Raw genomic sequence first — 19,304 nt, forward strand, 5'->3', positions numbered from 1 at the left:
TGAGCCGGTTTGAACCTGACGGCAGGAGCCGGACAGTGGCTTCGCCGCGCCGAATATGCAATAGCGCGGGGACGCGGGCCACAGCATTTGCCCGGTCGATTTCAGGAGTGCCCAAGCCATGACCAGTTTTGCCGAAAGGGTTTCGCTGGCAGCCGAGGCGGTGAGGCAACTGTTTCCTGAGACACCGCTGCAGGAGAACGACTATCTCTCCCGCAAGACTGGCGCGCGCGTGCTCCTGAAGCGCGAAGACCTGACGCCGGTACGCTCCTACAAGATTCGCGGCGCGTTGAACTTCTTCCGCAAGACCCTTGCCGCCGGCAACGAGGCCGAGCTGTTCGTCTGTGCCTCGGCCGGCAACCACGCCCAGGGTTTTGCCTTCGTCTGCCGCCATTTCGGCAAGAAGGGCGTGGTGTTCATGCCTGTCACCACGCCGCAGCAGAAGATCGACAAGACCAGGCTGTTCGGCGGCGAGTTCGTCGAGATCAAGCTGGTCGGAGACTTCTTCGACGATTGTTATCGCGCCGCAATCGAATTCGCCGAAAGCTCCGGTGGCCACATGGTGCCGCCCTTCGACCACAAGGACATCATCGAGGGCCAGGCGACGGTCGCCCTCGAGATCGCCGCCCAGATGCCGAACGGGCGGATGCCCGACATCGTGCTTTTGCCGGTTGGCGGCGGCGGACTGTCGGCCGGTGTGACGCGCTACTTTGCCGAGACGGGCGCGGCACCGCGCTTCGTGTTCTGCGAACCTGCAGGTGCGCCGAGCCTGCGCGACAGCCTGGCCACCGGCAAGCGCGTGAAGCTCGCCAAGGTCGACAATTTCGTCGATGGCGCGGCCGTCGCCGAGATCGGGCGCGAGCCGCTGCGCCTGCTCAAGGAATTCGCGCCCGAGACCGTCAAGCTGGTGCCGGAGAACCGGCTGTGCGCGACAATGATCGAGATGCTCAATGTCGAGGGCGTGGTGCTGGAACCCGCCGGCGCGCTGGCGATCGACGCGCTCAAGGATTTCTCGAAGAAGGAGCTCAAGGGCAAGACCGTGGTGGCGGTGGTGTCGGGTGGCAATTTCGACTTCGAGCGCCTGCCTGATGTCAAGGAGCGGGCGCTGCGCTTCGAGGGGCTGAAGAAGTACTTCATCATTCGCTTTCCGCAGCGGCCGGGCGCGCTGCGCGACTTCCTCGAGCTCATGGGCCCGGACGACGACATCACGCGCTTTGAGTATCTCAAGAAGTCGGCGCGCAACTTCGGCTCGGTGCTGATCGGCATCGAGACCAAGGACCGGCGCAACTTCGACCTGCTCAAGGCGCGCTTCGATGTCGAGGGCGTTCAGTACCAGGACATCACCGACAACGAGACGCTGGGCGGCTTCATCATATGAGCGTGTTCGTTGCGCTGTTTTCCGGCATCAATGTTGGTGGCAATCGCATCGTCAAGATGGCTGAGCTGAAGGAGTCCTTCGACGAACTCGGCTTTGCCGATGTCGCGACATACATCCAGAGCGGCAATGTGGTGTTCAAGGCCGAGGCTGGCGATGCCGCAGCACTGACCGCAACGATCGAGTCGGCATTCGAGAAGCGCTGGGGCTTTCGTTCGCGCATCATGGTGCGCGACCTCGGCTGGCTTGAGGCGCTGGTGGCGAACAATCCCTATCCCGAAGTGGCCGACAATCCGACCAAGCTGCATGCGAGTGCGCTGGAGCGAGCGCCGACCGCGGAAGAGATCGCGCGGCTGGCGGAGCGTTGCTCCGGCCCTGAAAGCTTCGAGGTCAAGGGCGACGTGCTTTATCTTCACGCGCCCGACGGCCTGGGTAAATCGAAGTTCGCCGAAGTGATGCCGCGCACCCTCAAGGTGCCGGGCACGATGCGCAACTGGCGCACCGTGCTGACTTTGCTTGAGATGGCCCGAAAGGCCTGAGGGCTTTTTGCCCGCGTATCATGCTTTCCGAAACCGATCCCGGTTTCGGGCCGATGAGACTACCAGCTGCCGGTGTTCGGCATCGACAGCCAGGGTTCCGCCGGCGCCTTGCGCTCGCCCTTCTGGAGCAGCTCGATCGAGATGCCGTCGGGCGACTTGATGAAGGCCATGTTGCCGTCGCGCGGCGGGCGGTTGATGGTGACGCCCTTGTTCATCAGGTCCTGGCAGGTGGCGTAGATGTCGTCGACCTCATAGGCGAGGTGGCCGAAATTGCGGCCGCCCTGATAGTCTTCCGTGTCCCAGTTGAAGGTCAGTTCGAGCAACGGCGCCTGCGACGCGGCACCCGTGCCTTCATCCTCCGAGGCGGCGAGGAAGATCAGCGTGTAGCGGCCCTTTTCGTTGGTGGAACGACGGACCTCCTTCATGCCGAACTTGTTGCAGTAGAAGTCCAGTGAGGCGTCGATGTCTTTGACGCGGACCATGGTGTGCAGATAGCGCATCGCTGTTCCTTGGGTTGAGGTTCGGGCGATACATAGGGCGGGGCCGGCACACTCGGCAACCGTGGCGTCACGTTTTCTGCGGAACTGGCGCGAAGCTTGTGTCTATCCGGGGGGCAAGTCGAAAAATGGCCGGTCGGCCCTTGCGTAAGACCAAAACGGAAGTGTTAATCTTATCTCAAGAATCAGTAATGGCGTTTGCAAGGAAAGGGGGCGTTCTGATGGGGGAAAAGGCCTCTCTCGTGGTGCAGAACGGCACTGGCCGTGACGCTTTCGAGCTTGACGACAGCACCGACGGCGTCGGTCTGGTCGAGCTTTCAGGCGCCATCAAGTGGTTCGACGTGGCCAAGGGCTACGGCTTCATTCTTCCCGACAACGGCATTGGCAGCGACGTGCTGCTGCATGTGACCTGCCTGCGCCGCGACGGCTTCCAGACGGCACTCGAAGGTGCCCGCGTCGTTTGCCTGGTCAAGCAGGGCGACCGTGGCCTGCAGGCCTTCCGGGTGCTCTCCATCGACAATTCGACCGCCGTGCATCCCGCCGAAATGCAGGAGCAGCGCACCCATGTCTCGGTCACGCCCGAAAGCGGGCTTGAGCGCGCGCTGGTCAAGTGGTTCAACCGCACCAAGGGCTTTGGCTTCCTGACGCGTGGCGAAGGCACCGAGGACATTTTTGTCCATATGGAAACGCTGCGCCGCTTCGGCGTCACCGAGCTTCGGCCGGGGCAAGTGGTGCTGGTTCGTTTCGGCAAGGGCGACAAGGGCCTTATGGCTGCCGAAATTCACCCCGATCTAGGGACCTTGCCGGTTTCGCACTAGGTTTCAGGTGAGGCCGGCCTGCAAATGGCGGCTTTCTGCGCTTCCGGTGCTTTCGGACTCAATGTCCGCTCCGCTCCGGTTCTCGAAATCCACCATTTTCGGCTCGGCCTGACCAGAAACGCGAACGCGCCCCGAAGATGGATTTGATGATTACACGTAAATCGTTGATGGCCGGAGCGCTCGGTGCCGCAATGCTTGCGGCGCCGGCTTTTGTCGTTTCGCTTGCCTTGACCGGGCCGGTTATCGCCCAGCAGGCGATGGCCCTGCCGGTCGATGCCGAGCCGCTGATCGCGGCGACCGCCAAGGGCGATGTGTCCTTCCGCATCGAGATCGCCGACGAGCCGGGCGAACGCTCGATGGGGCTGATGTTCCGCAAGGACCTTGCCGACGACCAGGGCATGCTGTTCGTGTTCGAGCAGACCCAGCCGGTCGGATTCTGGATGAAGAACACCCCGCTGCCGCTCGACCTGGTCTTTATCGGTCCCGAGGGCAAGGTGCTCGATGTGTTGCCGGGAACGCCGTTTTCCGAGGCCGTCATCGCGCCTGACGAGCCGGCGCGCTTCGTGCTCGAACTCAAGGCGGGGACGGCGGCCAGAACCGGCATCGCCGACGGCGTCATGCTCAGGCACCGCGCGATCGCGGCGGCTTCCGGCAATCCAGGCTGAGGCGAGACCTCGGCCAAAGACTTCGGAGCGACGATGGCTATCGAGCATTTTTCCCATCAAGGTTTCGACCTGGCCTACCTCGACCTGCCGCCGGCGGGCGCGGGCAGCGGCGAGCCGGTCCTGATGATCCATGGCTTTGCCTCCAGCCATTTCGTCAACTGGGTGTCGCCGGGCTGGTTCAAGACGCTGACCGAAGCGGGATATCGCGCCATCGCCTTCGACCACCGCGGCCATGGCGGCTCGACCAAGAGTTATGACGAGGCCGACTACACGCCGCGCAAGATGGCTGGTGATGCGGTTGCCTTGCTCGACCATCTCGGCATCGAACGGGCCCATGTCATGGGTTACTCGATGGGCGCGCGCGTCTCGGCATTCATGGCGCTTGAAGCTCCCGAGAGGGTGGCGACGCTGGTGTTCGGCGGGCTCGGCATTGGCATGGTCGACGGTGTCGGCGACTGGGATCCGATCGCTGCGGCGCTGCTGGCCGAAGATCCCGCGACGATTACGCAGCCGCGAGCAAAGATGTTCCGTGCCTTCGCCGACCAGACCCGCAGCGACAGGCGGGCGCTTGCCGCCTGCATTTCCACCTCGCGCGAACTGGTGACCGACAGCGATATCAGGCGGATCATGCAGCCGGCCCTGGTTGGCGTCGGCACAAAAGACGATATCGCCGGTTCGCCCCACGAACTCGCGCGCTTGATGCCGCATGGCGAGAGCTTCGACATCGAAGGCCGCGACCACATGCTCGCCGTCGGCGACAGGACATTCAAGAAACGCGTGCTCGAGTTTCTGGCCGAGCATCCGATCTGAGCGAGATGGTCGATCTTCTTGTCACCTACATGGAGATGACGGAAGCGCCCGTTGGAGAGCCGTTTCCGGCTCCGGCACCTGATGCGCGGGTTTCAAGGGAGCATCCCGACCGACCCGACTATCTCACGCTCTATCGAGCAATCGGCGAACCGCTGCAATGGGACCATCGGCTGCGCATGCCATCGGATGAGTTGCAGGCCTTGCTCGGCGACCGTGCGACCCATGTCTATGTCCTGCGCGTCGACGGGCAAGTAGCAGGTCTTTGCGAATTCATTGGAATTGGCGGGGCAGACGTGGAACTCACCAATTTCGGGCTCATCCCGCAGTTCCAGGGCAGGAGGCTTGGGCCGTACCTGCTCGACTGTTCGCTGCGCTTGATTTGGTCGCTAGCGCCAAGTCGCGTGTGGCTGCATACCGACACCAACGATCACACCAGTGCACAATCGACCTATCGGCGCGCTGGCTTCAAGCCTTATATGCAGCGTGTGGAGAGCTTTCCGGACTGATGTTCGTCAGCCGGTCAGTTTTGCCAGCGAGCGCTGCATGTTCGCCCGGGCCTGGGCCTCGAAGCGCGTCGCAAAAATGTCGGTGTGGAAGATGCGTGGCCGCGCAAGGAAATTGCGTAGCACCGAGCCCCGTCCGGCGCGCCAGTCAGCATCGCTGACCCAGCCATACTCGCGCCTGACGGCGTCTTCGTAGGCGTCGAAGGTTTTCGCTGATGCGCCGAGAATCGACAGGTCCATGTCGAGCAGCAGGGCTGCGTCGTCCTTCGCTGATACATCTTCGAAAGCGGGCACCTCGTGGGTGGCGGTGGCCTCGATCATCTTGACGATGCGCGCGAGGCGAGCGGCCTCGATGCGGCCCTGGAGCCTGTCGGCGGCGAGGCTGGCGCTCAGCGACTCGTTGTCCTTGCGCTGGCTGTCGTAGATGGCGTCATGGAACCAGATCGCGGCCTCGACCGCGTCGGGGTCGGCGAACTCGGCGCGGTACTCCGTCAGCAGCGCCAGCAGCGCCTCGATGTGGCGGATGCCGTGGTAGTGGCGGTCGTCGGCGAGATAGAGGGCAGTCAGTTCCGCCCTGGTGGCGTCGTCGATCAACATGTCACTTGCCCTTGAAAACGGGTGTGCGCCGGCCGGCAAAGGCGGCGCGGCCCTCGGCATAGTCGTCGCTGAGGAAGGTGGCGTCGCCGGCGGCCTGGGCGAAAGCGATTTCACCGGCGTCGTGGCTCAAAGCGGAGCGGATGGCGGCCTTGGAAGCGCGCACCGACAGCGGCGCGTTTTCGGCGATTGTCCGGGCGATCTCGCCGACGCGGGTGTCGAAATGCAAAGCCTCGACGATTTCGAGCAGGAAGCCGGCCGAAAGCGCTGCCTGCGCATTGATGCGGCCGGCGGTGTAGGTGAGGTATCTGGCCATCTGGGGGCCGGCAGCCCAGACGATGTCGCCCATCGCGTCCTGAGGATAGGCGAGGCCGAGGCGCGCGGCTGGCACGGCAAACAGGGCGTCCGGGGTGGCGATGCGCAGGTCGCAGGCGGCTGCCAGGCCAAGACCGCCGCCAAAGCAGATGCCGCGGATCGCGGCGATCACCGGAATGGTGCAGTTGCGCAGGGCAGCGAAGGCCGCCGAATTGGTGGCCTCGTAGGCGCGCGCGCTGTCGGCATCGCCGCGCAGCGTGTCGAACTCGGAGATGTCGGCGCCGGCGGAAAAGTCCTGGCCGGCACCGCGCAGGACGATGACGCGGACGCCGGGTTCGGACGATAGCCGGTTGACGTGACTGGCCAGCTCGACCCACATCGCCTTGGTGATGGCGTTCTTGCGCGCCGGCCGGTTGATGACGACTGTCGCGACGCCATTGGCCGTCGTGACCGGCAAGGGTTCAGTTTCCATGACGCCTTGAATATCCGCGAACCAAATCCACTTGATCGAGCACTAAGGAAAATTGAGTTCAATCGTGCTAACATCTGGCTTATATGTCCCGCGCGGGATTGCACAAGCCGGCAGTGAACGGAGACCGTCGATGAACACCATATCCGCTGCGCGCCATGGCTCGCTGAAGCCGGTCGATCCGATCTGGAAGTCGGTGCGCGACGAAGCGGCGGACGCGGTCGCGGGCGATCCGCTGCTGGCGGCGTTTCTCTATGCCACGATCCTCAACCAGGACACGCTGGAGGAGGCGGTGATTCATCGCCTGGCCGAGCGGCTGGCGCACCAGGATCTTGGCGCTGATCTCATCCGCCAGACATTCTACGCCATGCTCGAAGATAGGCCGGACTGGAGCGACACCGTTCGCACCGACATCCAAGCCTATTACGACCGCGATCCGGCCTGCGACCGCTATCTGATGCCGGTGCTGTATTTCAAGGGCTTCCACGCCGTCCAGACGCACCGCCTGGCGCACTGGCTGTGGAACCGCGGCCGCAAGGATTTCGCGCTCTATCTGCAGAGCCGCTCGTCCTCGGTGTTCCAGACCGACATCAACCCGGCGGCGCGCATGGGCAAGGGCATCTTCATCGACCACGCCACGGGCCTCGTCATCGGTGAAACCGCCGTCGTCGAGGACGACGTCTCGATCCTGCATGGCGTGACGCTCGGCGGTACCGGCAAGGCCGGCGGCGACCGCCATCCCAAGATCCGCTACGGCGTGCTGATCGGCGCCGGCGCCAAGATCCTCGGCAACATCGAGGTCGGCCATTGCTCGAAGATCGCCGCCGGCTCGGTGGTACTGTCGCCGGTGCCGCACAACAAGACGGTGGCGGGTGTTCCGGCGCGCGTCGTCGGCGAAACCGGCTGCGACCGCCCGTCGAGCCAGATGGACCAGTTGCTGCCGTCGCAGACGATGGATCACGTCGTCAGCTTCGATATCTGAAGCGGGGAGCCGCCGGCGCCTGGATGGGCGTCGGGCGCGATTTGCGCGGGGTAAACCGCGCGTCGCCTTTACATGGCCATGCTTGGCGTGTCAGAAGCGCGTCTCTTAACGACAAGCCGGAGAAGCCCGTTGAAGCCGGAAGAAATCAGAAAACTCGACGCCTATTTCAAGCGCCAGTTCCAGAACCCAACGCTTCAGGTCAAGGCGCGTCCTCGCAAGGACGACTCGGCCGAAGTCTATATTGGTGACGAATTCCTCGGCATCGTTTTCAAGGATGAAGACGATGGCGACTACAATTTCTCGATGGCGATCCTCGACATCGACCTGGCCTGATCTGTCGGCCAATCCCGACGCCGCGCGGCAAGGATCGCGCGGCCGTCACTTCACGTGCAGCATGGCATTCGTCTTGGCGATCACCGCCCGGTCCAGCGCACGCCACTCTCCCAGAAGCTCGCGCGGAAACCTGTAGGTCAGGCTCAGATCCTTGCCAACGAAGACGTCGCGCTCGCAAGGCGCAAGCGATTCTTCGGCCTCTTCGCCATTGAGGCAGCGGGCAACGAATGCCGGCTCGCCGCTGCGCGACGCAACCGCCAGCACCTCGTTGAGATAGCCGGAATTTTCCGTGAAGCCGAACAGCGTCATGCCCTCGGGGCCGGGCACGCCAGGCTTGACGGTGAGCGCGTTGTAGATCGGCGCAAGGCGTCCGCTCATGTCGCGCGTCATCATGCGAGGTTCGAGACTGAGGAAAACGATACGCTTTTGACCATCGAGATTGTTGAAGGCCGGACGCGCGGCTTCGCTGTAGCCGTCCATTTCGGGCCAGCGCAGATAGAGGTCGAGGCGCCCGGCAATACCGTCGCGCCGGGCCTTGTCGAAGCGGATCATGTTCGCCGGGGCGGAAATCACGTCGTTGCCGATGACGATTTCGCGTGGTGCTACCTCGTCGGTGTAACCGGCCATGGCGATGGTATGGCCGAACCAGCGGCCTCCCAGGCTGATCGCCACCGAGAGCACCGCAAGCACCGCAAAGCCATAGAACACCTTCATCACCAGCGCCGAATCGACGACGTCGAAACCGGAACTTTCGGTCGCCTCTTGCTTCATCTGATGTCTCCAGGTGCGTCGGCGGCTCGCAACTGCGTTCGCGCATCGAGCTTTGCCGGGCCGGTAACGTTTGCTCCATGCCTTCAGGAGCCGGATATCTGACTGACATTGCGTGCGCATGGTTAATGGTGCGTTAAGGCGACTGCGCGCGCTTGCCTTGTCGCTGTGCGCTGCATAGTTTGCGCGCGCCAACGACAAGGATGTGACGATGCCGCTTTACGCTCTCGACGGAGTCGAGCCGCAGTTCGAGGATCGCTCTACCAGCTGGATCGCGCCAGACGCTGCGGTGGTGGGCGATGTCAGGATCGGGCGTGACGTCGGCATCTGGTTTGGCTCCGCCATCCGCGGCGACCGCGAGCCGATCACCATCGGCGCCCGCAGCAATGTCCAGGAACACACGGTGATGCACACCGACCCGGGCTTTCCGCTTGTTATCGGCGAGGGCTGCACCATCGGTCACCGCGCCATCCTGCATGGCTGCACGGTCGGCGACAACTCGCTGATCGGCATGGGCGCGATCGTGCTCAATGGGGCGAAGATCGGCAGGAACTGCCTGGTGGGCGCCGGTGCGCTGGTGACGGAAGGCAAGGAATTTCCCGACAATTCACTGATCGTCGGCTCGCCCGCCAAGGTGATCCGCACGCTCGACGATGCGGCTGCCGAGCGGCTGCGCAAATCGGCCGACGATTATGTCGCCAACCAGCGTCGATTTGCCGGCGGGTTGAAGAAGGTGGCCGATTAGGCCTTTCGCCGAGGCCGCGGCGATCAGCAACGCGATTTGGCTTGCCTGAAAAAGGCGGAGCCGGCCCGGGGATTGGGCCGGCTCCTAGACCCGGTCGTTGGGGACGGGGAGGGTGGGGACGCGACCGGGTTTTCTCACCAGCGCATGACCCCCGAAAACCGAAACCGATTTTCGGAAAGCATCATGCGCCGATTCAAAGTGCTGCAGCGTTGTCCGCGCGCCCTGGTGGGCGCGCGACACTGCGGCACCTAGCGAACCGATGCGACTGCGTCGGCGCGGCCGTCGTTGATCGCAATCCAGACGCCCGAATTCCGCTCCGACTGGCGCTTGAGATAGGTGTATTCGGTCTCGTCCCAGGCCAGGACCCGCGTATCGAGATTGTCGAGGATGTACTCGCCGAGGCTGGTGCGAACCGTCAGTACGGCATGGCCTTCGCCATTGGGCTGACGCACAACCGTGATCAGCAGGTTGCCGGCAGGCACGCCGAGCTGCATCAACTGGCGGCGCTTTTCCAGCGCATAGTCCTCGCAATCGCCCGCGCCATTGTCAGGGTAGGACCAGACTTCTTCCTGGCCCCACATTTCCATGTCGGTGCGTGGTGCAACGGCGGTGTTGACCTTGTCGTTGATGGCGATCATCGCCTTCCACAGGCTGCGGGTCAGTTCGACCGGCTTGTTGCTCGCGGTCTTTTCGCTGCACTCGATCGGCGAGCGCTTGCACAGTTCGTAGTGGCCGACCGGCTGCGTGGTGCGGCCGTTGGTCTGCATGACGGCAGGTGCCGCAAGGGCGGCACCGATGGCGCCTGCCTGAATTGTCGTGGCCAGAAGCAGCAGCCATCCCCGACGCATGTTCATTTTCTTGTCTCCCCGTTTGAGGTGACAATGACAGGGTCGAATTTATTTGACGCAAAACTGCGAAGTAGATGTTGAGTAAAAACAAGAGAGAACTTGCGTAAACGAAGAATAGAATAAGAATAAAATTTGCGGAAAATTTGATTACAATTTTATCGGACCGAGTGTGCTTGCCGTTGTGGCTGTCTGCTCGCGGCAGGGCTGCCGGGCAAAAGCTTGGCAAAGGCGGAATGACGTGGCGCTTTCAGAAGTCGCGGCCGGTGGTTCTGAGCCGTCGTCGCGTTTGATCATCGCGGAGGAGGTCGGCGGGGCAATGAAGGCGAGACACTTCTTTGCGCCGGCTGCTTGGGTTTGGCTGAAAATACTTTATCCACAGCCGGAAAAGGAGCTTGGCGCGCTGTGAGGACATCAAGGATCCGTGCCGCGGATATGCCATAGGCCTCGCGGTCCAGCTTTCAACTGTGCTGGAATGGAACACCTGTTGGCAGTTGTGCCGTCTTGTTCTGATGTGCTCGGCGGAAGCCACAGGCTGCGCCGTCAACGCTTCGGAGTGCCGCCAGCGGCATCGAAATGTGGCCCCGGCCCCAGCTGAAGCAGGGTCAAAAGCAAGCAGCCTGACCTTCGGTGAAGGTCAGGCTGTGCTTGTTGATGAAAAGGTTGGGCGCCGTCAGGTGCGCGGGCGGTTGAACTCGGTGTCGAGCGATTCCGGGCGCTGGATGACGGCGAATTCGATGGCGACGCCGTCTTCGAAATGGCGCACGACCTGTCCGCGCATGGTGCCGAGGGTGACCTGGACGCCGATCGCCGGCTTGACCTCGATCTCGACGGCGGCACCTGAAAGCGACAGGTCGATGATGCGGCAGGGATATTGCCTGCCATCCATGAGCTGCAGCGCGCTGATCGGGTTGCGTGGCGCGACGCGCTCGTGGCGGCGATCTTCCGGCAGGTCGAGTTCGTGCTTGTTGGCAAGCCAGGTCAGCTGCGCGGCGAGCTTGTCCTTCTTGCGGTCGGACGCAATCACGGTCATGGCGAAGCCGTCCGGCAAGGTGCGGGTGATGACGCCCTCAACGCGGCCGATATGATCGATGTAGGCGATGACTTTTTCGCCGGGAGCGCCCGAACGGTCGGTGCGGAAGGCGACGTTGCCGGGCGACATGTCGACGACCTGGCCGGCATGCTCGGTGCGATCCTCGAGCATGAAGCGGCCATAGATCTTCACGCGGACGCGCTGGAAGTTGCGCCGCTCCGCCCGTGACGGCGCGTAGTCAATCGCCGCTGGCCTCATGTTACCCTCATATCTGCAAACTCCGCCGAACCGCATCGGGGAGCTATTGCGGAAAACTACCGCCAAAGAGGTTAACAAAACGCCTAGCTGCAGGCCTTGAGAGCGGTCCGATTGCGCTATTCTTCGCGCCCACCCTCAAGAACGAACAGATGACGTATGCGACGCGCGCCATCGAGCGGGTTGGCTTCGCCCGAAACTGCGGTGTCGCTTGGTGCGAGCGACGGTACCGTGACGGCCGGGCGGTTCTTGAGGAACATCGGCTCAAGATCGGGATCGACGACGCGAACGCTTTCGATCGATGCGTCGGTGAGCGGGTCGGAGCCGAGCCAGAACGGCCGGTCGACGCTCGACAGAACGCCCAGGCTGCGCGGGTTCTCAATGCCGCCGTCGAGCGGCAAGAGCAGCATCTCGAATGTTGTCGCGCGCAGGCTCGAGGTGAAGCCTTCGAAATTGATGACGACAACCGATTTCTGCTGGAACACGCCATAGGCAAGGCGGGCCATCAGCCGCTGGTCCTTTTGGCGCCACAGCGAAGGAAACGAGAAGCCCTTGAGCTCGCGGCCAAAGGTGGCGCACAGGCGGGTGCCGGCGAGGCGGAAGACCGCTTCGCCACGGGTGTCGCGTTCGAGGATGAAAGTGTCTGCAAGCAGGGCCTTTATTTCGGCCGGCTCGACTTCCGTACGTTTGGGCGCGGGTCGGCCGTCGCGAAGGCGGTTCCAATATTGGAACAGTGCCAGCGATCCTTTCTGTTTCATATTGCTCCGCTCCGAGCGCTTCTGTGCCTGATGTGCCATCTCTGGACAGAATCGCTTCAATCTTGAGGACTACATGAGGTGCGGAGCAGGACGCGTGCCAGTCTCAGTAACAGTTGTTAACGGATCGGGATCGTTAAGGTTAACAAAGGGTTTACGTTGCCGTGCCGGGTCTGACGTGGCACGTTCAATTCACTCCATGAAGTGGCCGCGCAGGCGCGGTCGGCAGCACTTCAGTCAAGAGTTATTTGGGGACGGGCAGGGGGGCTCGACCAGCCGTCCAGGGGCAACCCTGGGCGGCTTTCTTTTTTTGCGCTTTCGTCGTGGCTGTTCTAGATGGGGCGAGGCTGGCGCACGCCGGACCAGAACCGGATCAGATGCGCATGAGCGAACCAGCAACACCCCGCGACAACCCGGACGAGATCATCGAAGCCGAGCCGCAACGCCGCGAGCCGATATTCAATCTGCCTGGCATCGTCATCGCGGTCATTGCTGCTTGCGTGGCGATCCATCTCATCCGCGTCTACATTCTTAACCCCGACCAGGATTTTGCCTTGCTGGTACGGGCAGCTTTCATTCCGGCTCGCTATTCGGGGCAATACGCTGTCGAAATGTGGGCGTTCACCAGCCCGCTGACTTATGCCTTCCTGCATGGCGGATTCCCCCATCTGATCCTCAACATGGTGTGGCTTGCTGCCTTCGGTTCGCCACTTGCCAATCGCCTCGGCGTAGCACGCTTCTCGGCATTCTTCGCCGTCACGTCGCTTGCGGCGGTGGCGTTGCACTACGTGCTGCATTCGACTGACGTGGCGCCGCTGGTCGGGGCGTCGGGTGCCATTTCAGGCATGATGGGGGCTGCGGCGCGCTTCAGCTTCCAGATCGACCGATCGCAGGGCAAGCCGGCCTTCTCAGGTGCGCCGCTGCCGATCCGGGATGTCTTGCGTTCCCGGACGGCAATGACCTTCCTGGGCGTGTGGATGGTGATCAACCTGGTTACCGGGCTCGTCGGCTTCACCCCCGGCGTCGACAATCAGATCGCCTGGGATGCCCATATCGGCGGCTTTCTGGCGGGCTTCCTGGGCATCAGGTTTTTCGACCGCAGACGCGAATTCGCCTGAGCGCGTTTTACTTGAAATGCAGCCCAATGCAGCGCACGATGCAGTTGGCCCGACGGGCCGGCATGGAGTGATTTGACTGACCGACAGCAGCAGGAGGCCACGATGACTGTGAAGGCAATTCTCGAGAAGAAGGGCCATGACGTTTTTACCATTGGGCCCAATGTACAGCTGTCGGAAGCAGTTCGTATCCTAGCCGAACACCGTATCGGCGCGCTTGTCGTGACCAATGGCGACCGCAAGATCGTGGGCATTCTGTCCGAGCGCGATGTCGTTCGCATCATCGGCAGGGAAGGCGGAGCCGCCCTTGAAAAGGCGGTGCGCGACGTGATGACCCCCAAGGTCAAGATCTGCAACGAAAACCACACGGTCAACCAGGTGATGGAGATCATGACCGTCGGCCGCTTCCGCCATCTGCCGGTCGAGCGCGACGGCTATCTCTATGGCATCGTGTCCATCGGCGACGTGGTCAAGCGCCGCATCGAGGACGCCGAGCGCGAGGCCGACGAGATCAAGGCCTACATCGCCACTGCCTGATGCCGTAAAGCCGAGACGCCGGACCCGCGGAAACGGATCCGGCGTTGTTGGCTACCTGTTGTCGAGTTCAGGGCGAACGAGTTTCAGTCCTACCCTGGTGATGCGGTAGGGCCCGCCTTGCGACGAGGCGACTGCCTTCCTCCGCCTCAGCTTCCTGAAAAGTTCCAGATCGAAATCCGGATACTGCCAGCCGTCGCGGGTGATGCAGGTCACCGCCTCGATCTTGTTGTTGTCGTCTTTTTCGATGTCGATTCGCCCGCCCTGGGCGAGCAGGTGCAGGATGCGCTGCTCTATGCGCGATATGTTCATTTGTGGATGAGTCCTGGAAAACCTGGCTGCAACAGCAGGTGTTGAGCAGCCAAAACAAAAAGCCGCCGCCACGATTGCTCGCGGCACGGGGTTTCAGGTTTTCACGCCCCGCCTTCAGGAGAAGGTCGGGGCTTTAGCGGGACTCAGACAAGTTAAACATCCACACTCCATCGGGATGGTTCTGACATAGCGAGCAACTCGGCGAAATTCCAGCCCACCGAGACAGTGGCGCGGGCGCGTTGCATCGCGGCCACACCGCCACGCCACCAAGGCCAGCAACAAAACTTAACATTACTTCATACAGGCCGCTGTCTTGAACTGGGATGAGTGGTGTCGCTGGGTTCGCTGCCTGGCGGGCGGGGTGGCGCCCACATCATACGGCTTTGGAGTGCGCATGCTCGCGAAAATGGAAACTGCAACGGTTGCCTTCAAGACATCGTTGGCCGCCATGGCTTTCAGCTTTTGGGGATACTCTGGCGCGCTTGCCGCGGATGCGGCAACCGAGGAACAACTGACCGAAGTACCCGATCCCAGCCGCTTCGGCCGCATCGGCGAGAAACTGGCGGAATGGCATGTCGTTGCCGGGGGCGGTGCGATGATCCAGCCCGAATATGAGGGCTCCGACGAGTTCAAGGTGACGCCGGTGCCGTTCGTTTCGGCGACGTTGTTCGACACGCTGACCGTCGACCCCACCGGTGCGACGCTGGAGGTCTTCGAGCGTGACGCCTTCGAGCTCAGCGCGCGGCTTGGCTACGAACTCGGCCGGCAGGAAGACGACTCCGATCATCTCCGGGGCATGGGCGATATCGACTTTGGCGCAACGGTTGGCGCAAAAGCGGCCGTCGAACTCGGTCCGGTCGAGTTTTTCGCGCTGCTCGACAAGACAATCGGCGGCAGCGAAGGTCTCGTTGGCAGGGTTGGGCTCGAGGTGACGCAGCCGGTTTCGGAAAGTCTCATTTTGGGCGCATCGGCTTCCGCCGTCGTTGCCGACGAAAACCACATGCAAGCCTATTTCGGCGTCAGCGCCGAACAGGCGACGCGCTCGGGGCTTAAGCGCCACGATGCCAGCGCCGGGTTGAAGCGCGCTGATTTCTCGCTTTCCGCAACCTATAGTATCAATCAGAACTGGATCGTGCGCGGCGAAGCACAGCTTGGCGTATTGCTGGGGGATGCTGCCGACAGTCCGGTGGTCATGGAAAAGCTTCAGCCTTCGGCGATGCTGCTGGTCGGCTACAAATTCTAACGCAAAGCAACCTGTCAGCGGGATCGCGATGTCCGATATTGGGTCCAGTCCTGGTTTTGCTGCCCGGGAGGGCGACATGCATTTGCCCGGCCAGGCAAGGCACGGCGCGCGCGTCCTGATCGTCGAGGATGATTTCGAGATCGCCAGGATGCTCAGCGAAACGCTCGTTGAGAACGGCATGGCCGTCCAGATCGCCGAAAGCGGCGCCGAGATGGACGTGTTGCTGCGCAACGGCAAGTTCGATCTCATCGTGCTTGACGTCATGCTTCCAGGCGAAGACGGTCTCAGCATCTGCAGGCGGCTCCGGCTGGAGACGACGATCCCGATCCTGATGCTGACCGCGCTTGGCGAGGAGATCGACCGCGTCGTCGGTCTCGAGATCGGGGCCGACGACTATGTGACGAAACCCTTCAGCGCCCGCGAACTGACCGCCCGCATCCGGGCGCTGCTGCGGCGTACGGCATATCCGTCGCAGGAACGCGCGCGGCCGAAAGTACTTCGCTTCAATGGCTGGCAGGTCGACCTGATCCGTCGGCAACTGCACGACCCCAGCAATGCGCGGGTGGCAACGACGACGCACGAGTTCGACCTCCTGCTCGCCTTTTGCCGCAACGCGGGGCGTGTGCTTTCGCGCGAACAGCTCCTTGGCGTGACCCATGCCGGGTTGGCAGGGCCGATCGAACGCAGCATCGACGTCCATGTCAGCCGGCTGCGCCAGAAGATCGAAAAGGACGCGCGCGATCCGGTGCTGCTCAAGACGGTCCGGCTCGGTGGCTACCTGTTCACCGCCACGGTGGAAGAGGCATGAAAGCTCTGGTCCGCCGCTGCATTCCGCAATCGCTGAGCGGCCAGCTGATGGCGATCATCCTGGTGGCGATGCTCGTCGTTATCGTGCTCGGCTCGGCCTTCGAGAGGATCATCAATTCCGACTATGTGCCCGACATGGAGATCGTCGCCGAGCGTGCAGGGGTGGTCGCGGCCATGCTACGCCAGGCGCCGCCTGATGAAAGAGGAGCCATTGTCGATGCGGCGCACCAGGCCGGGCTGGATTTTCAGTTGTTGAGCCGGGCGCAGGTCGACGGCACGTCCTCACCGCAGCAGCGCACGACACTCGGACGCGTCATCGCCACGCTGTTTCCTCCCGACAGGGCGCCGCCGCTGGGCGGGCGCTGGCTGCTGGTCGCAGATCAGCCGGCACTTGTTTTCGAACTGGACGAAAAGACGGCGGCAGCACTCTTCGGCGCGCCTGACACCGTGTTGACGTCACAGTTTGTCAGCCCGGCCACTTACTACCTGCTGGCGCTGGTCGTGCTGTTTGTCTTGTTTTCATTCTTCGCCGTGTGGGCGGTGACCGATCCGTTGAAGCGGATTTCGGCGGCGGTAGGGTCCGCCGAGATCGACAATGGCGACGAGCTTTTCGTCGAGCGCGGCTCGATCGAAATGGTCGGCCTGGCGCGCGCGCTCAACAAGATGCGGGCGCGCATCCGCACCATGATCGACAACCGCACGCGCATGCTGCGCAGCGTCAGCCACGATCTGCGCACGCCGCTGACGCGGCTGCGGCTGCGCGCCGAACGCATGGACGAAAGCGTGCTGCGCAGCTCCATGCTGTCCGACATCAGCCATATCGAAGGTCTGATCGACGAGACGCTGACCTATTTGCGCAACGACGTCTCGACCGAGGAACTGCAGCGCGCCGACATCGCCAGCGTGTTGCAGACGGTGTGCGCCGAATTCACCGATGTCGGCTTTTCGGTTTCCTACACCGGCCCCGACCGGCTGCCCGGCTGGTGCAAGCCTAACGCACTGGCCCGCGCGATCACCAACCTCTGCGACAATGGCGTCAAGTTTGCCCGCAATGTCGAAGTGGTGCTGACCGCGACCGATGAGGTCGCATTGATCGAGGTGAGCGACAACGGGCCGGGCATCCCCGAAACCGTGCGCGCGCGCGTCTTCGAACCCTTCTACAAGGTCGACGCATCGCGCGGGGCGAATGCCAAGCGCGGCTTTGGCCTCGGCCTGTCGATCGTCGCCGACATCGTGCATGGCCATGGCGGCAAGATCGTGCTCGATGAAAACAGTCCGACCGGTCTCGTGGTCAAGGTCGACCTGCCGAGGGGCCTTGTCGCCGCCTAGGCAATCCCTGAGTGATGGGTTGGAAACACAAGGTCCACATGTCGACCAAGCAGGCAGCGCTTGCCTCGATTGGCTGTTTGCACTAGCGAAGGCGCACACTAAACTATGCGTTTCGCAGCTTCTCGATCCGCATCTTCTCGATCCAATGACGCAGGCCGCCATGACCCTCATCGATACCCGTACGCCCGACGCCAAGCGCTTCATCCCCGGTGCCACCGGCGACTGGGAAGTCATCATCGGCCTGGAAGTGCATGCCCAGGTGACGTCGGAGGCAAAGCTGTTCTCCGGTGCCTCGACAGCGTTCGGTGCCGAACCCAATGCCAATGTCAGCCTCGTCGACGCGGCGATGCCCGGCATGCTGCCCGTCATCAACGAGGAATGCGTCAAGCAGGCGATCCGCACCGGCCTCGGCCTCAAGGCGCAGATCAACCTGAAATCCGTCTTCGACCGCAAGAACTACTTCTATCCCGACCTGCCGCAGGGCTATCAGATTTCGCAGTTCAAGCAGCCGATCGTCGGCGAGGGCACGATGACCATCTCGGTCGGTCCCGACCGCAAGGGCGAGTTCGAAGACATCGAGATCGGCATCGAGCGGCTGCACCTCGAGCAGGACGCCGGCAAGTCGATCCACGACCAGCATCCGACAATGTCTTATGTCGACCTCAACCGCTCGGGCGTGGCGCTGATGGAGATCGTCTCCAAGCCCGACATGCGCTCGTCGGACGAAGCCAAGGCCTATGTCACCAAGCTGCGCACCATCGTGCGTTATCTCGGCACCTGCGACGGCAACATGGACGAAGGCTCGATGCGCGCCGACGTCAACGTGTCGGTGCGCCGTCCCGGCGGCGAGTTCGGCACGCGCTGCGAGATCAAGAACGTCAACTCGATCCGCTTCGTCGGCCAGGCCATCGAATATGAAGCGCGGCGCCAGATCGCCATTCTCGAGGATGGCGGCAAGATCGACCAGGAAACCCGCCTGTTCGACCCCAGCAAGGGCGAGACGCGCGCGATGCGCTCGAAGGAAGAGGCGCACGACTACCGCTACTTCCCCGATCCGGACCTTCTGCCGCTCGAATTCGACCAGGCCTATGTCGACGACCTCGCCAAGGATCTGCCGGAACTGCCCGACGACAAGAAGGCGCGGCTGGTCAACAGCCTCGGCCTGTCGGTCTATGACGCTTCGATCCTGGTCTCGGAGAAGGCGATCGCCGACTATTTCGAAAAGGTAGCCGCGGGCCGCGACGGCAAGCTTGCCGCCAACTGGGTCATCAACGACCTGCTCGGCGCCTTGAACAAGGCCGGCAAGGACATTGAAAACGCTCCCGTTTCCCCTGACCAGCTGGGTGCCGTGATCGACCTGATCAAGGAAGGCACGATCTCCGGCAAGATCGCCAAGGACCTGTTCGAGATCGTCTGGAACGAGGGCGGCGACCCGCGCGAGCTGGTCGAGAGCCGTGGCATGAAGCAGGTGACCGACACAGGCGCCATCGAAAAAGCTGTCGACGACGTCATCGCCGCCAACCCCGACAAGGCCGAGCAGGCCCGCGCCAAGCCGACCATGGCTGGCTGGTTCGTCGGCCAGGTGATGAAGATGACGGGCGGCAAGGCCAACCCGCAGGCGGTCAACGACCTGGTCAAGGCCAAGCTCGGTATCGAGGAATAGGCC

Annotated in this window: 24 protein-coding genes; 16 read left to right on the top strand and 8 right to left on the bottom strand. The window is 62.6% G+C overall.

Going from position 1 to position 19,304, the window contains the following annotated elements; translation table 11 throughout:
* The first annotated feature begins 118 nt into the window (after positions 1 to 118).
* The gene (ilvA, locus tag J1C56_RS01295) at positions 119 to 1,375 is read left to right on the top strand and encodes a threonine ammonia-lyase IlvA (protein WP_214385257.1); all 1,257 of its coding nucleotides are present in this window, start codon (positions 119 to 121) and stop codon (positions 1,373 to 1,375) included.
* Positions 1,372 to 1,911: a DUF1697 domain-containing protein gene (locus J1C56_RS01300; RefSeq protein WP_214385259.1), complete on the top strand. Its 540-nt coding sequence runs from the start codon at positions 1,372 to 1,374 to the stop codon at positions 1,909 to 1,911. The genes ilvA and J1C56_RS01300 overlap by 4 nt, the downstream gene beginning before the upstream one ends.
* A gap of 59 nt (positions 1,912 to 1,970) precedes the next feature.
* On the opposite strand, the gene gloA is transcribed toward J1C56_RS01300, so the two are convergent.
* Positions 1,971 to 2,411, bottom strand: a complete 441-nt coding sequence (gene gloA / locus J1C56_RS01305; protein WP_214385261.1) for a lactoylglutathione lyase — start codon at positions 2,409 to 2,411, stop codon at positions 1,971 to 1,973.
* Between the two features lie 218 nt (positions 2,412 to 2,629).
* Between gloA and J1C56_RS01310 the strand changes: the two genes are divergently transcribed.
* The 4 genes from J1C56_RS01310 (at position 2,630) to J1C56_RS01325 (ending at position 5,207) form a co-directional block, all read left to right on the top strand.
* On the top strand, positions 2,630 to 3,226 hold the full coding sequence (locus J1C56_RS01310; protein ID WP_214385264.1) for a cold-shock protein: 597 nt from the start codon (positions 2,630 to 2,632) through the stop codon (positions 3,224 to 3,226).
* Positions 3,227 to 3,372: 146 nt separating this feature from the next.
* Complete coding sequence (locus J1C56_RS01315; protein ID WP_214385266.1) at positions 3,373 to 3,891, top strand: DUF192 domain-containing protein; 519 nt, start codon at positions 3,373 to 3,375, stop codon at positions 3,889 to 3,891.
* Between the two features lie 33 nt (positions 3,892 to 3,924).
* Positions 3,925 to 4,701: an alpha/beta fold hydrolase gene (locus J1C56_RS01320; RefSeq protein ID WP_246591057.1), complete on the top strand. Its 777-nt coding sequence runs from the start codon at positions 3,925 to 3,927 to the stop codon at positions 4,699 to 4,701.
* Positions 4,702 to 4,706: 5 nt separating this feature from the next.
* Entirely contained in the window at positions 4,707 to 5,207 is a 501-nt protein-coding gene (locus J1C56_RS01325) for a GNAT family N-acetyltransferase (protein WP_214385268.1), read from the top strand.
* A gap of 6 nt (positions 5,208 to 5,213) precedes the next feature.
* Here J1C56_RS01325 and J1C56_RS01330 read toward each other — a convergent pair whose 3' ends face one another.
* Positions 5,214 to 5,801, bottom strand: a complete 588-nt coding sequence (locus J1C56_RS01330; RefSeq protein ID WP_214385270.1) for an HD domain-containing protein — start codon at positions 5,799 to 5,801, stop codon at positions 5,214 to 5,216.
* Position 5,802: 1 nt separating this feature from the next.
* The gene (locus tag J1C56_RS01335) at positions 5,803 to 6,585 is read right to left on the bottom strand and encodes an enoyl-CoA hydratase-related protein (RefSeq protein WP_214385272.1); all 783 of its coding nucleotides are present in this window, start codon (positions 6,583 to 6,585) and stop codon (positions 5,803 to 5,805) included.
* Positions 6,586 to 6,715: 130 nt separating this feature from the next.
* On the opposite strand from J1C56_RS01335, the gene cysE reads away from it, so the two are divergent.
* Together cysE and J1C56_RS01345 are read left to right on the top strand one after the other, a co-directional pair.
* On the top strand, positions 6,716 to 7,564 hold the full coding sequence (cysE, locus tag J1C56_RS01340) for a serine O-acetyltransferase (protein ID WP_214385274.1): 849 nt from the start codon (positions 6,716 to 6,718) through the stop codon (positions 7,562 to 7,564).
* A gap of 129 nt (positions 7,565 to 7,693) precedes the next feature.
* On the top strand, positions 7,694 to 7,897 hold the full coding sequence (locus tag J1C56_RS01345; RefSeq protein WP_055970710.1) for a DUF3126 family protein: 204 nt from the start codon (positions 7,694 to 7,696) through the stop codon (positions 7,895 to 7,897).
* Positions 7,898 to 7,942: 45 nt separating this feature from the next.
* On the opposite strand, the gene J1C56_RS01350 is transcribed toward J1C56_RS01345, so the two are convergent.
* Entirely contained in the window at positions 7,943 to 8,668 is a 726-nt protein-coding gene (locus J1C56_RS01350; protein WP_214385276.1) for a hypothetical protein, read from the bottom strand.
* 208 nt (positions 8,669 to 8,876) lie between these two features.
* Between J1C56_RS01350 and J1C56_RS01355 the strand changes: the two genes are divergently transcribed.
* Positions 8,877 to 9,410 (top strand): gamma carbonic anhydrase family protein, encoded by a 534-nt coding sequence (locus J1C56_RS01355; RefSeq protein WP_214385278.1) that lies wholly within the window; start codon positions 8,877 to 8,879, stop codon positions 9,408 to 9,410.
* 248 nt (positions 9,411 to 9,658) lie between these two features.
* Here J1C56_RS01355 and J1C56_RS01360 read toward each other — a convergent pair whose 3' ends face one another.
* A complete protein-coding gene (locus tag J1C56_RS01360) occupies positions 9,659 to 10,264 on the bottom strand; it encodes a transglutaminase-like cysteine peptidase (protein ID WP_214385280.1) in 606 nt (201 codons plus the stop codon).
* Between the two features lie 232 nt (positions 10,265 to 10,496).
* Between J1C56_RS01360 and J1C56_RS01365 the strand changes: the two genes are divergently transcribed.
* Complete coding sequence (locus tag J1C56_RS01365; protein WP_214385282.1) at positions 10,497 to 10,664, top strand: hypothetical protein; 168 nt, start codon at positions 10,497 to 10,499, stop codon at positions 10,662 to 10,664.
* Positions 10,665 to 10,928: 264 nt separating this feature from the next.
* On the opposite strand, the gene J1C56_RS01370 is transcribed toward J1C56_RS01365, so the two are convergent.
* On the bottom strand, positions 10,929 to 11,546 hold the full coding sequence (locus J1C56_RS01370) for a PilZ domain-containing protein (RefSeq protein WP_214385284.1): 618 nt from the start codon (positions 11,544 to 11,546) through the stop codon (positions 10,929 to 10,931).
* 116 nt (positions 11,547 to 11,662) lie between these two features.
* A complete protein-coding gene (locus tag J1C56_RS01375; protein WP_214385286.1) occupies positions 11,663 to 12,301 on the bottom strand; it encodes a PAS domain-containing protein in 639 nt (212 codons plus the stop codon).
* A 380-nt stretch (positions 12,302 to 12,681) separates the two neighbouring features.
* Between J1C56_RS01375 and J1C56_RS01380 the strand changes: the two genes are divergently transcribed.
* Positions 12,682 to 13,416: a rhomboid family intramembrane serine protease gene (locus J1C56_RS01380; RefSeq protein ID WP_214385288.1), complete on the top strand. Its 735-nt coding sequence runs from the start codon at positions 12,682 to 12,684 to the stop codon at positions 13,414 to 13,416.
* A 102-nt stretch (positions 13,417 to 13,518) separates the two neighbouring features.
* Entirely contained in the window at positions 13,519 to 13,950 is a 432-nt protein-coding gene (locus J1C56_RS01385; protein ID WP_214385290.1) for a CBS domain-containing protein, read from the top strand.
* 51 nt (positions 13,951 to 14,001) lie between these two features.
* Here the strand turns inward: J1C56_RS01385 and J1C56_RS01390 are convergent, their stop codons facing one another.
* Entirely contained in the window at positions 14,002 to 14,259 is a 258-nt protein-coding gene (locus tag J1C56_RS01390) for a YjhX family toxin (RefSeq protein WP_214385292.1), read from the bottom strand.
* Positions 14,260 to 14,653: 394 nt separating this feature from the next.
* Here J1C56_RS01390 and J1C56_RS01395 point away from each other — a divergent pair, with 394 nt between their 5' ends.
* The 4 genes from J1C56_RS01395 (at position 14,654) to gatB (ending at position 19,301) form a co-directional block, all read left to right on the top strand.
* Positions 14,654 to 15,502, top strand: a complete 849-nt coding sequence (locus J1C56_RS01395; protein ID WP_214385294.1) for a MipA/OmpV family protein — start codon at positions 14,654 to 14,656, stop codon at positions 15,500 to 15,502.
* Positions 15,503 to 15,578: 76 nt separating this feature from the next.
* Positions 15,579 to 16,310: a response regulator gene (locus J1C56_RS01400; RefSeq protein WP_214385296.1), complete on the top strand. Its 732-nt coding sequence runs from the start codon at positions 15,579 to 15,581 to the stop codon at positions 16,308 to 16,310.
* Positions 16,307 to 17,638, top strand: coding sequence for a sensor histidine kinase (locus tag J1C56_RS01405; protein ID WP_214385298.1), 1,332 nt, complete (start codon positions 16,307 to 16,309; stop codon positions 17,636 to 17,638). The genes J1C56_RS01400 and J1C56_RS01405 overlap by 4 nt, the downstream gene beginning before the upstream one ends.
* A 160-nt stretch (positions 17,639 to 17,798) precedes the next feature.
* Positions 17,799 to 19,301, top strand: a complete 1,503-nt coding sequence (gene gatB / locus J1C56_RS01410) for an Asp-tRNA(Asn)/Glu-tRNA(Gln) amidotransferase subunit GatB (protein WP_214385300.1) — start codon at positions 17,799 to 17,801, stop codon at positions 19,299 to 19,301.
* Positions 19,302 to 19,304: the final 3 nt, after the last annotated feature.

This window comes from Aminobacter anthyllidis, from assembly GCF_018555685.1.
Lineage (GTDB): Bacteria > Pseudomonadota > Alphaproteobacteria > Rhizobiales > Rhizobiaceae > Aminobacter > Aminobacter anthyllidis.

Bases quoted from the DNA above. Each gene is read 5' to 3' on its own strand.
- J1C56_RS01320 (WP_246591057.1), top strand. From the start codon at position 3,925: ATGGCTATCGAGCATTTTTCCCATCAAGGTTTCGACCTGGCCTACCTC.
- J1C56_RS01370 (WP_214385284.1), bottom strand. From the start codon at position 11,546: ATGAGGCCAGCGGCGATTGACTACGCGCCGTCACGGGCGGAGCGGCGC.
- J1C56_RS01300 (WP_214385259.1), top strand. From the start codon at position 1,372: ATGAGCGTGTTCGTTGCGCTGTTTTCCGGCATCAATGTTGGTGGCAAT.
- J1C56_RS01360 (WP_214385280.1), bottom strand. From the start codon at position 10,264: ATGAACATGCGTCGGGGATGGCTGCTGCTTCTGGCCACGACAATTCAG.
- gatB (WP_214385300.1), top strand. From the start codon at position 17,799: ATGACCCTCATCGATACCCGTACGCCCGACGCCAAGCGCTTCATCCCC.
- J1C56_RS01380 (WP_214385288.1), top strand. From the start codon at position 12,682: ATGAGCGAACCAGCAACACCCCGCGACAACCCGGACGAGATCATCGAA.
- ilvA (WP_214385257.1), top strand. From the start codon at position 119: ATGACCAGTTTTGCCGAAAGGGTTTCGCTGGCAGCCGAGGCGGTGAGG.
- gloA (WP_214385261.1), bottom strand. From the start codon at position 2,411: ATGCGCTATCTGCACACCATGGTCCGCGTCAAAGACATCGACGCCTCA.
- J1C56_RS01335 (WP_214385272.1), bottom strand. From the start codon at position 6,585: ATGGAAACTGAACCCTTGCCGGTCACGACGGCCAATGGCGTCGCGACA.
- J1C56_RS01375 (WP_214385286.1), bottom strand. From the start codon at position 12,301: ATGAAACAGAAAGGATCGCTGGCACTGTTCCAATATTGGAACCGCCTT.
- J1C56_RS01390 (WP_214385292.1), bottom strand. From the start codon at position 14,259: ATGAACATATCGCGCATAGAGCAGCGCATCCTGCACCTGCTCGCCCAG.
- J1C56_RS01330 (WP_214385270.1), bottom strand. From the start codon at position 5,801: ATGTTGATCGACGACGCCACCAGGGCGGAACTGACTGCCCTCTATCTC.
- J1C56_RS01355 (WP_214385278.1), top strand. From the start codon at position 8,877: ATGCCGCTTTACGCTCTCGACGGAGTCGAGCCGCAGTTCGAGGATCGC.
- J1C56_RS01310 (WP_214385264.1), top strand. From the start codon at position 2,630: ATGGGGGAAAAGGCCTCTCTCGTGGTGCAGAACGGCACTGGCCGTGAC.
- J1C56_RS01385 (WP_214385290.1), top strand. From the start codon at position 13,519: ATGACTGTGAAGGCAATTCTCGAGAAGAAGGGCCATGACGTTTTTACC.
- J1C56_RS01395 (WP_214385294.1), top strand. From the start codon at position 14,654: ATGCTCGCGAAAATGGAAACTGCAACGGTTGCCTTCAAGACATCGTTG.
- J1C56_RS01405 (WP_214385298.1), top strand. From the start codon at position 16,307: ATGAAAGCTCTGGTCCGCCGCTGCATTCCGCAATCGCTGAGCGGCCAG.
- J1C56_RS01325 (WP_214385268.1), top strand. From the start codon at position 4,707: ATGGTCGATCTTCTTGTCACCTACATGGAGATGACGGAAGCGCCCGTT.
- cysE (WP_214385274.1), top strand. From the start codon at position 6,716: ATGAACACCATATCCGCTGCGCGCCATGGCTCGCTGAAGCCGGTCGAT.
- J1C56_RS01350 (WP_214385276.1), bottom strand. From the start codon at position 8,668: ATGAAGCAAGAGGCGACCGAAAGTTCCGGTTTCGACGTCGTCGATTCG.
- J1C56_RS01315 (WP_214385266.1), top strand. From the start codon at position 3,373: ATGATTACACGTAAATCGTTGATGGCCGGAGCGCTCGGTGCCGCAATG.
- J1C56_RS01400 (WP_214385296.1), top strand. From the start codon at position 15,579: ATGCATTTGCCCGGCCAGGCAAGGCACGGCGCGCGCGTCCTGATCGTC.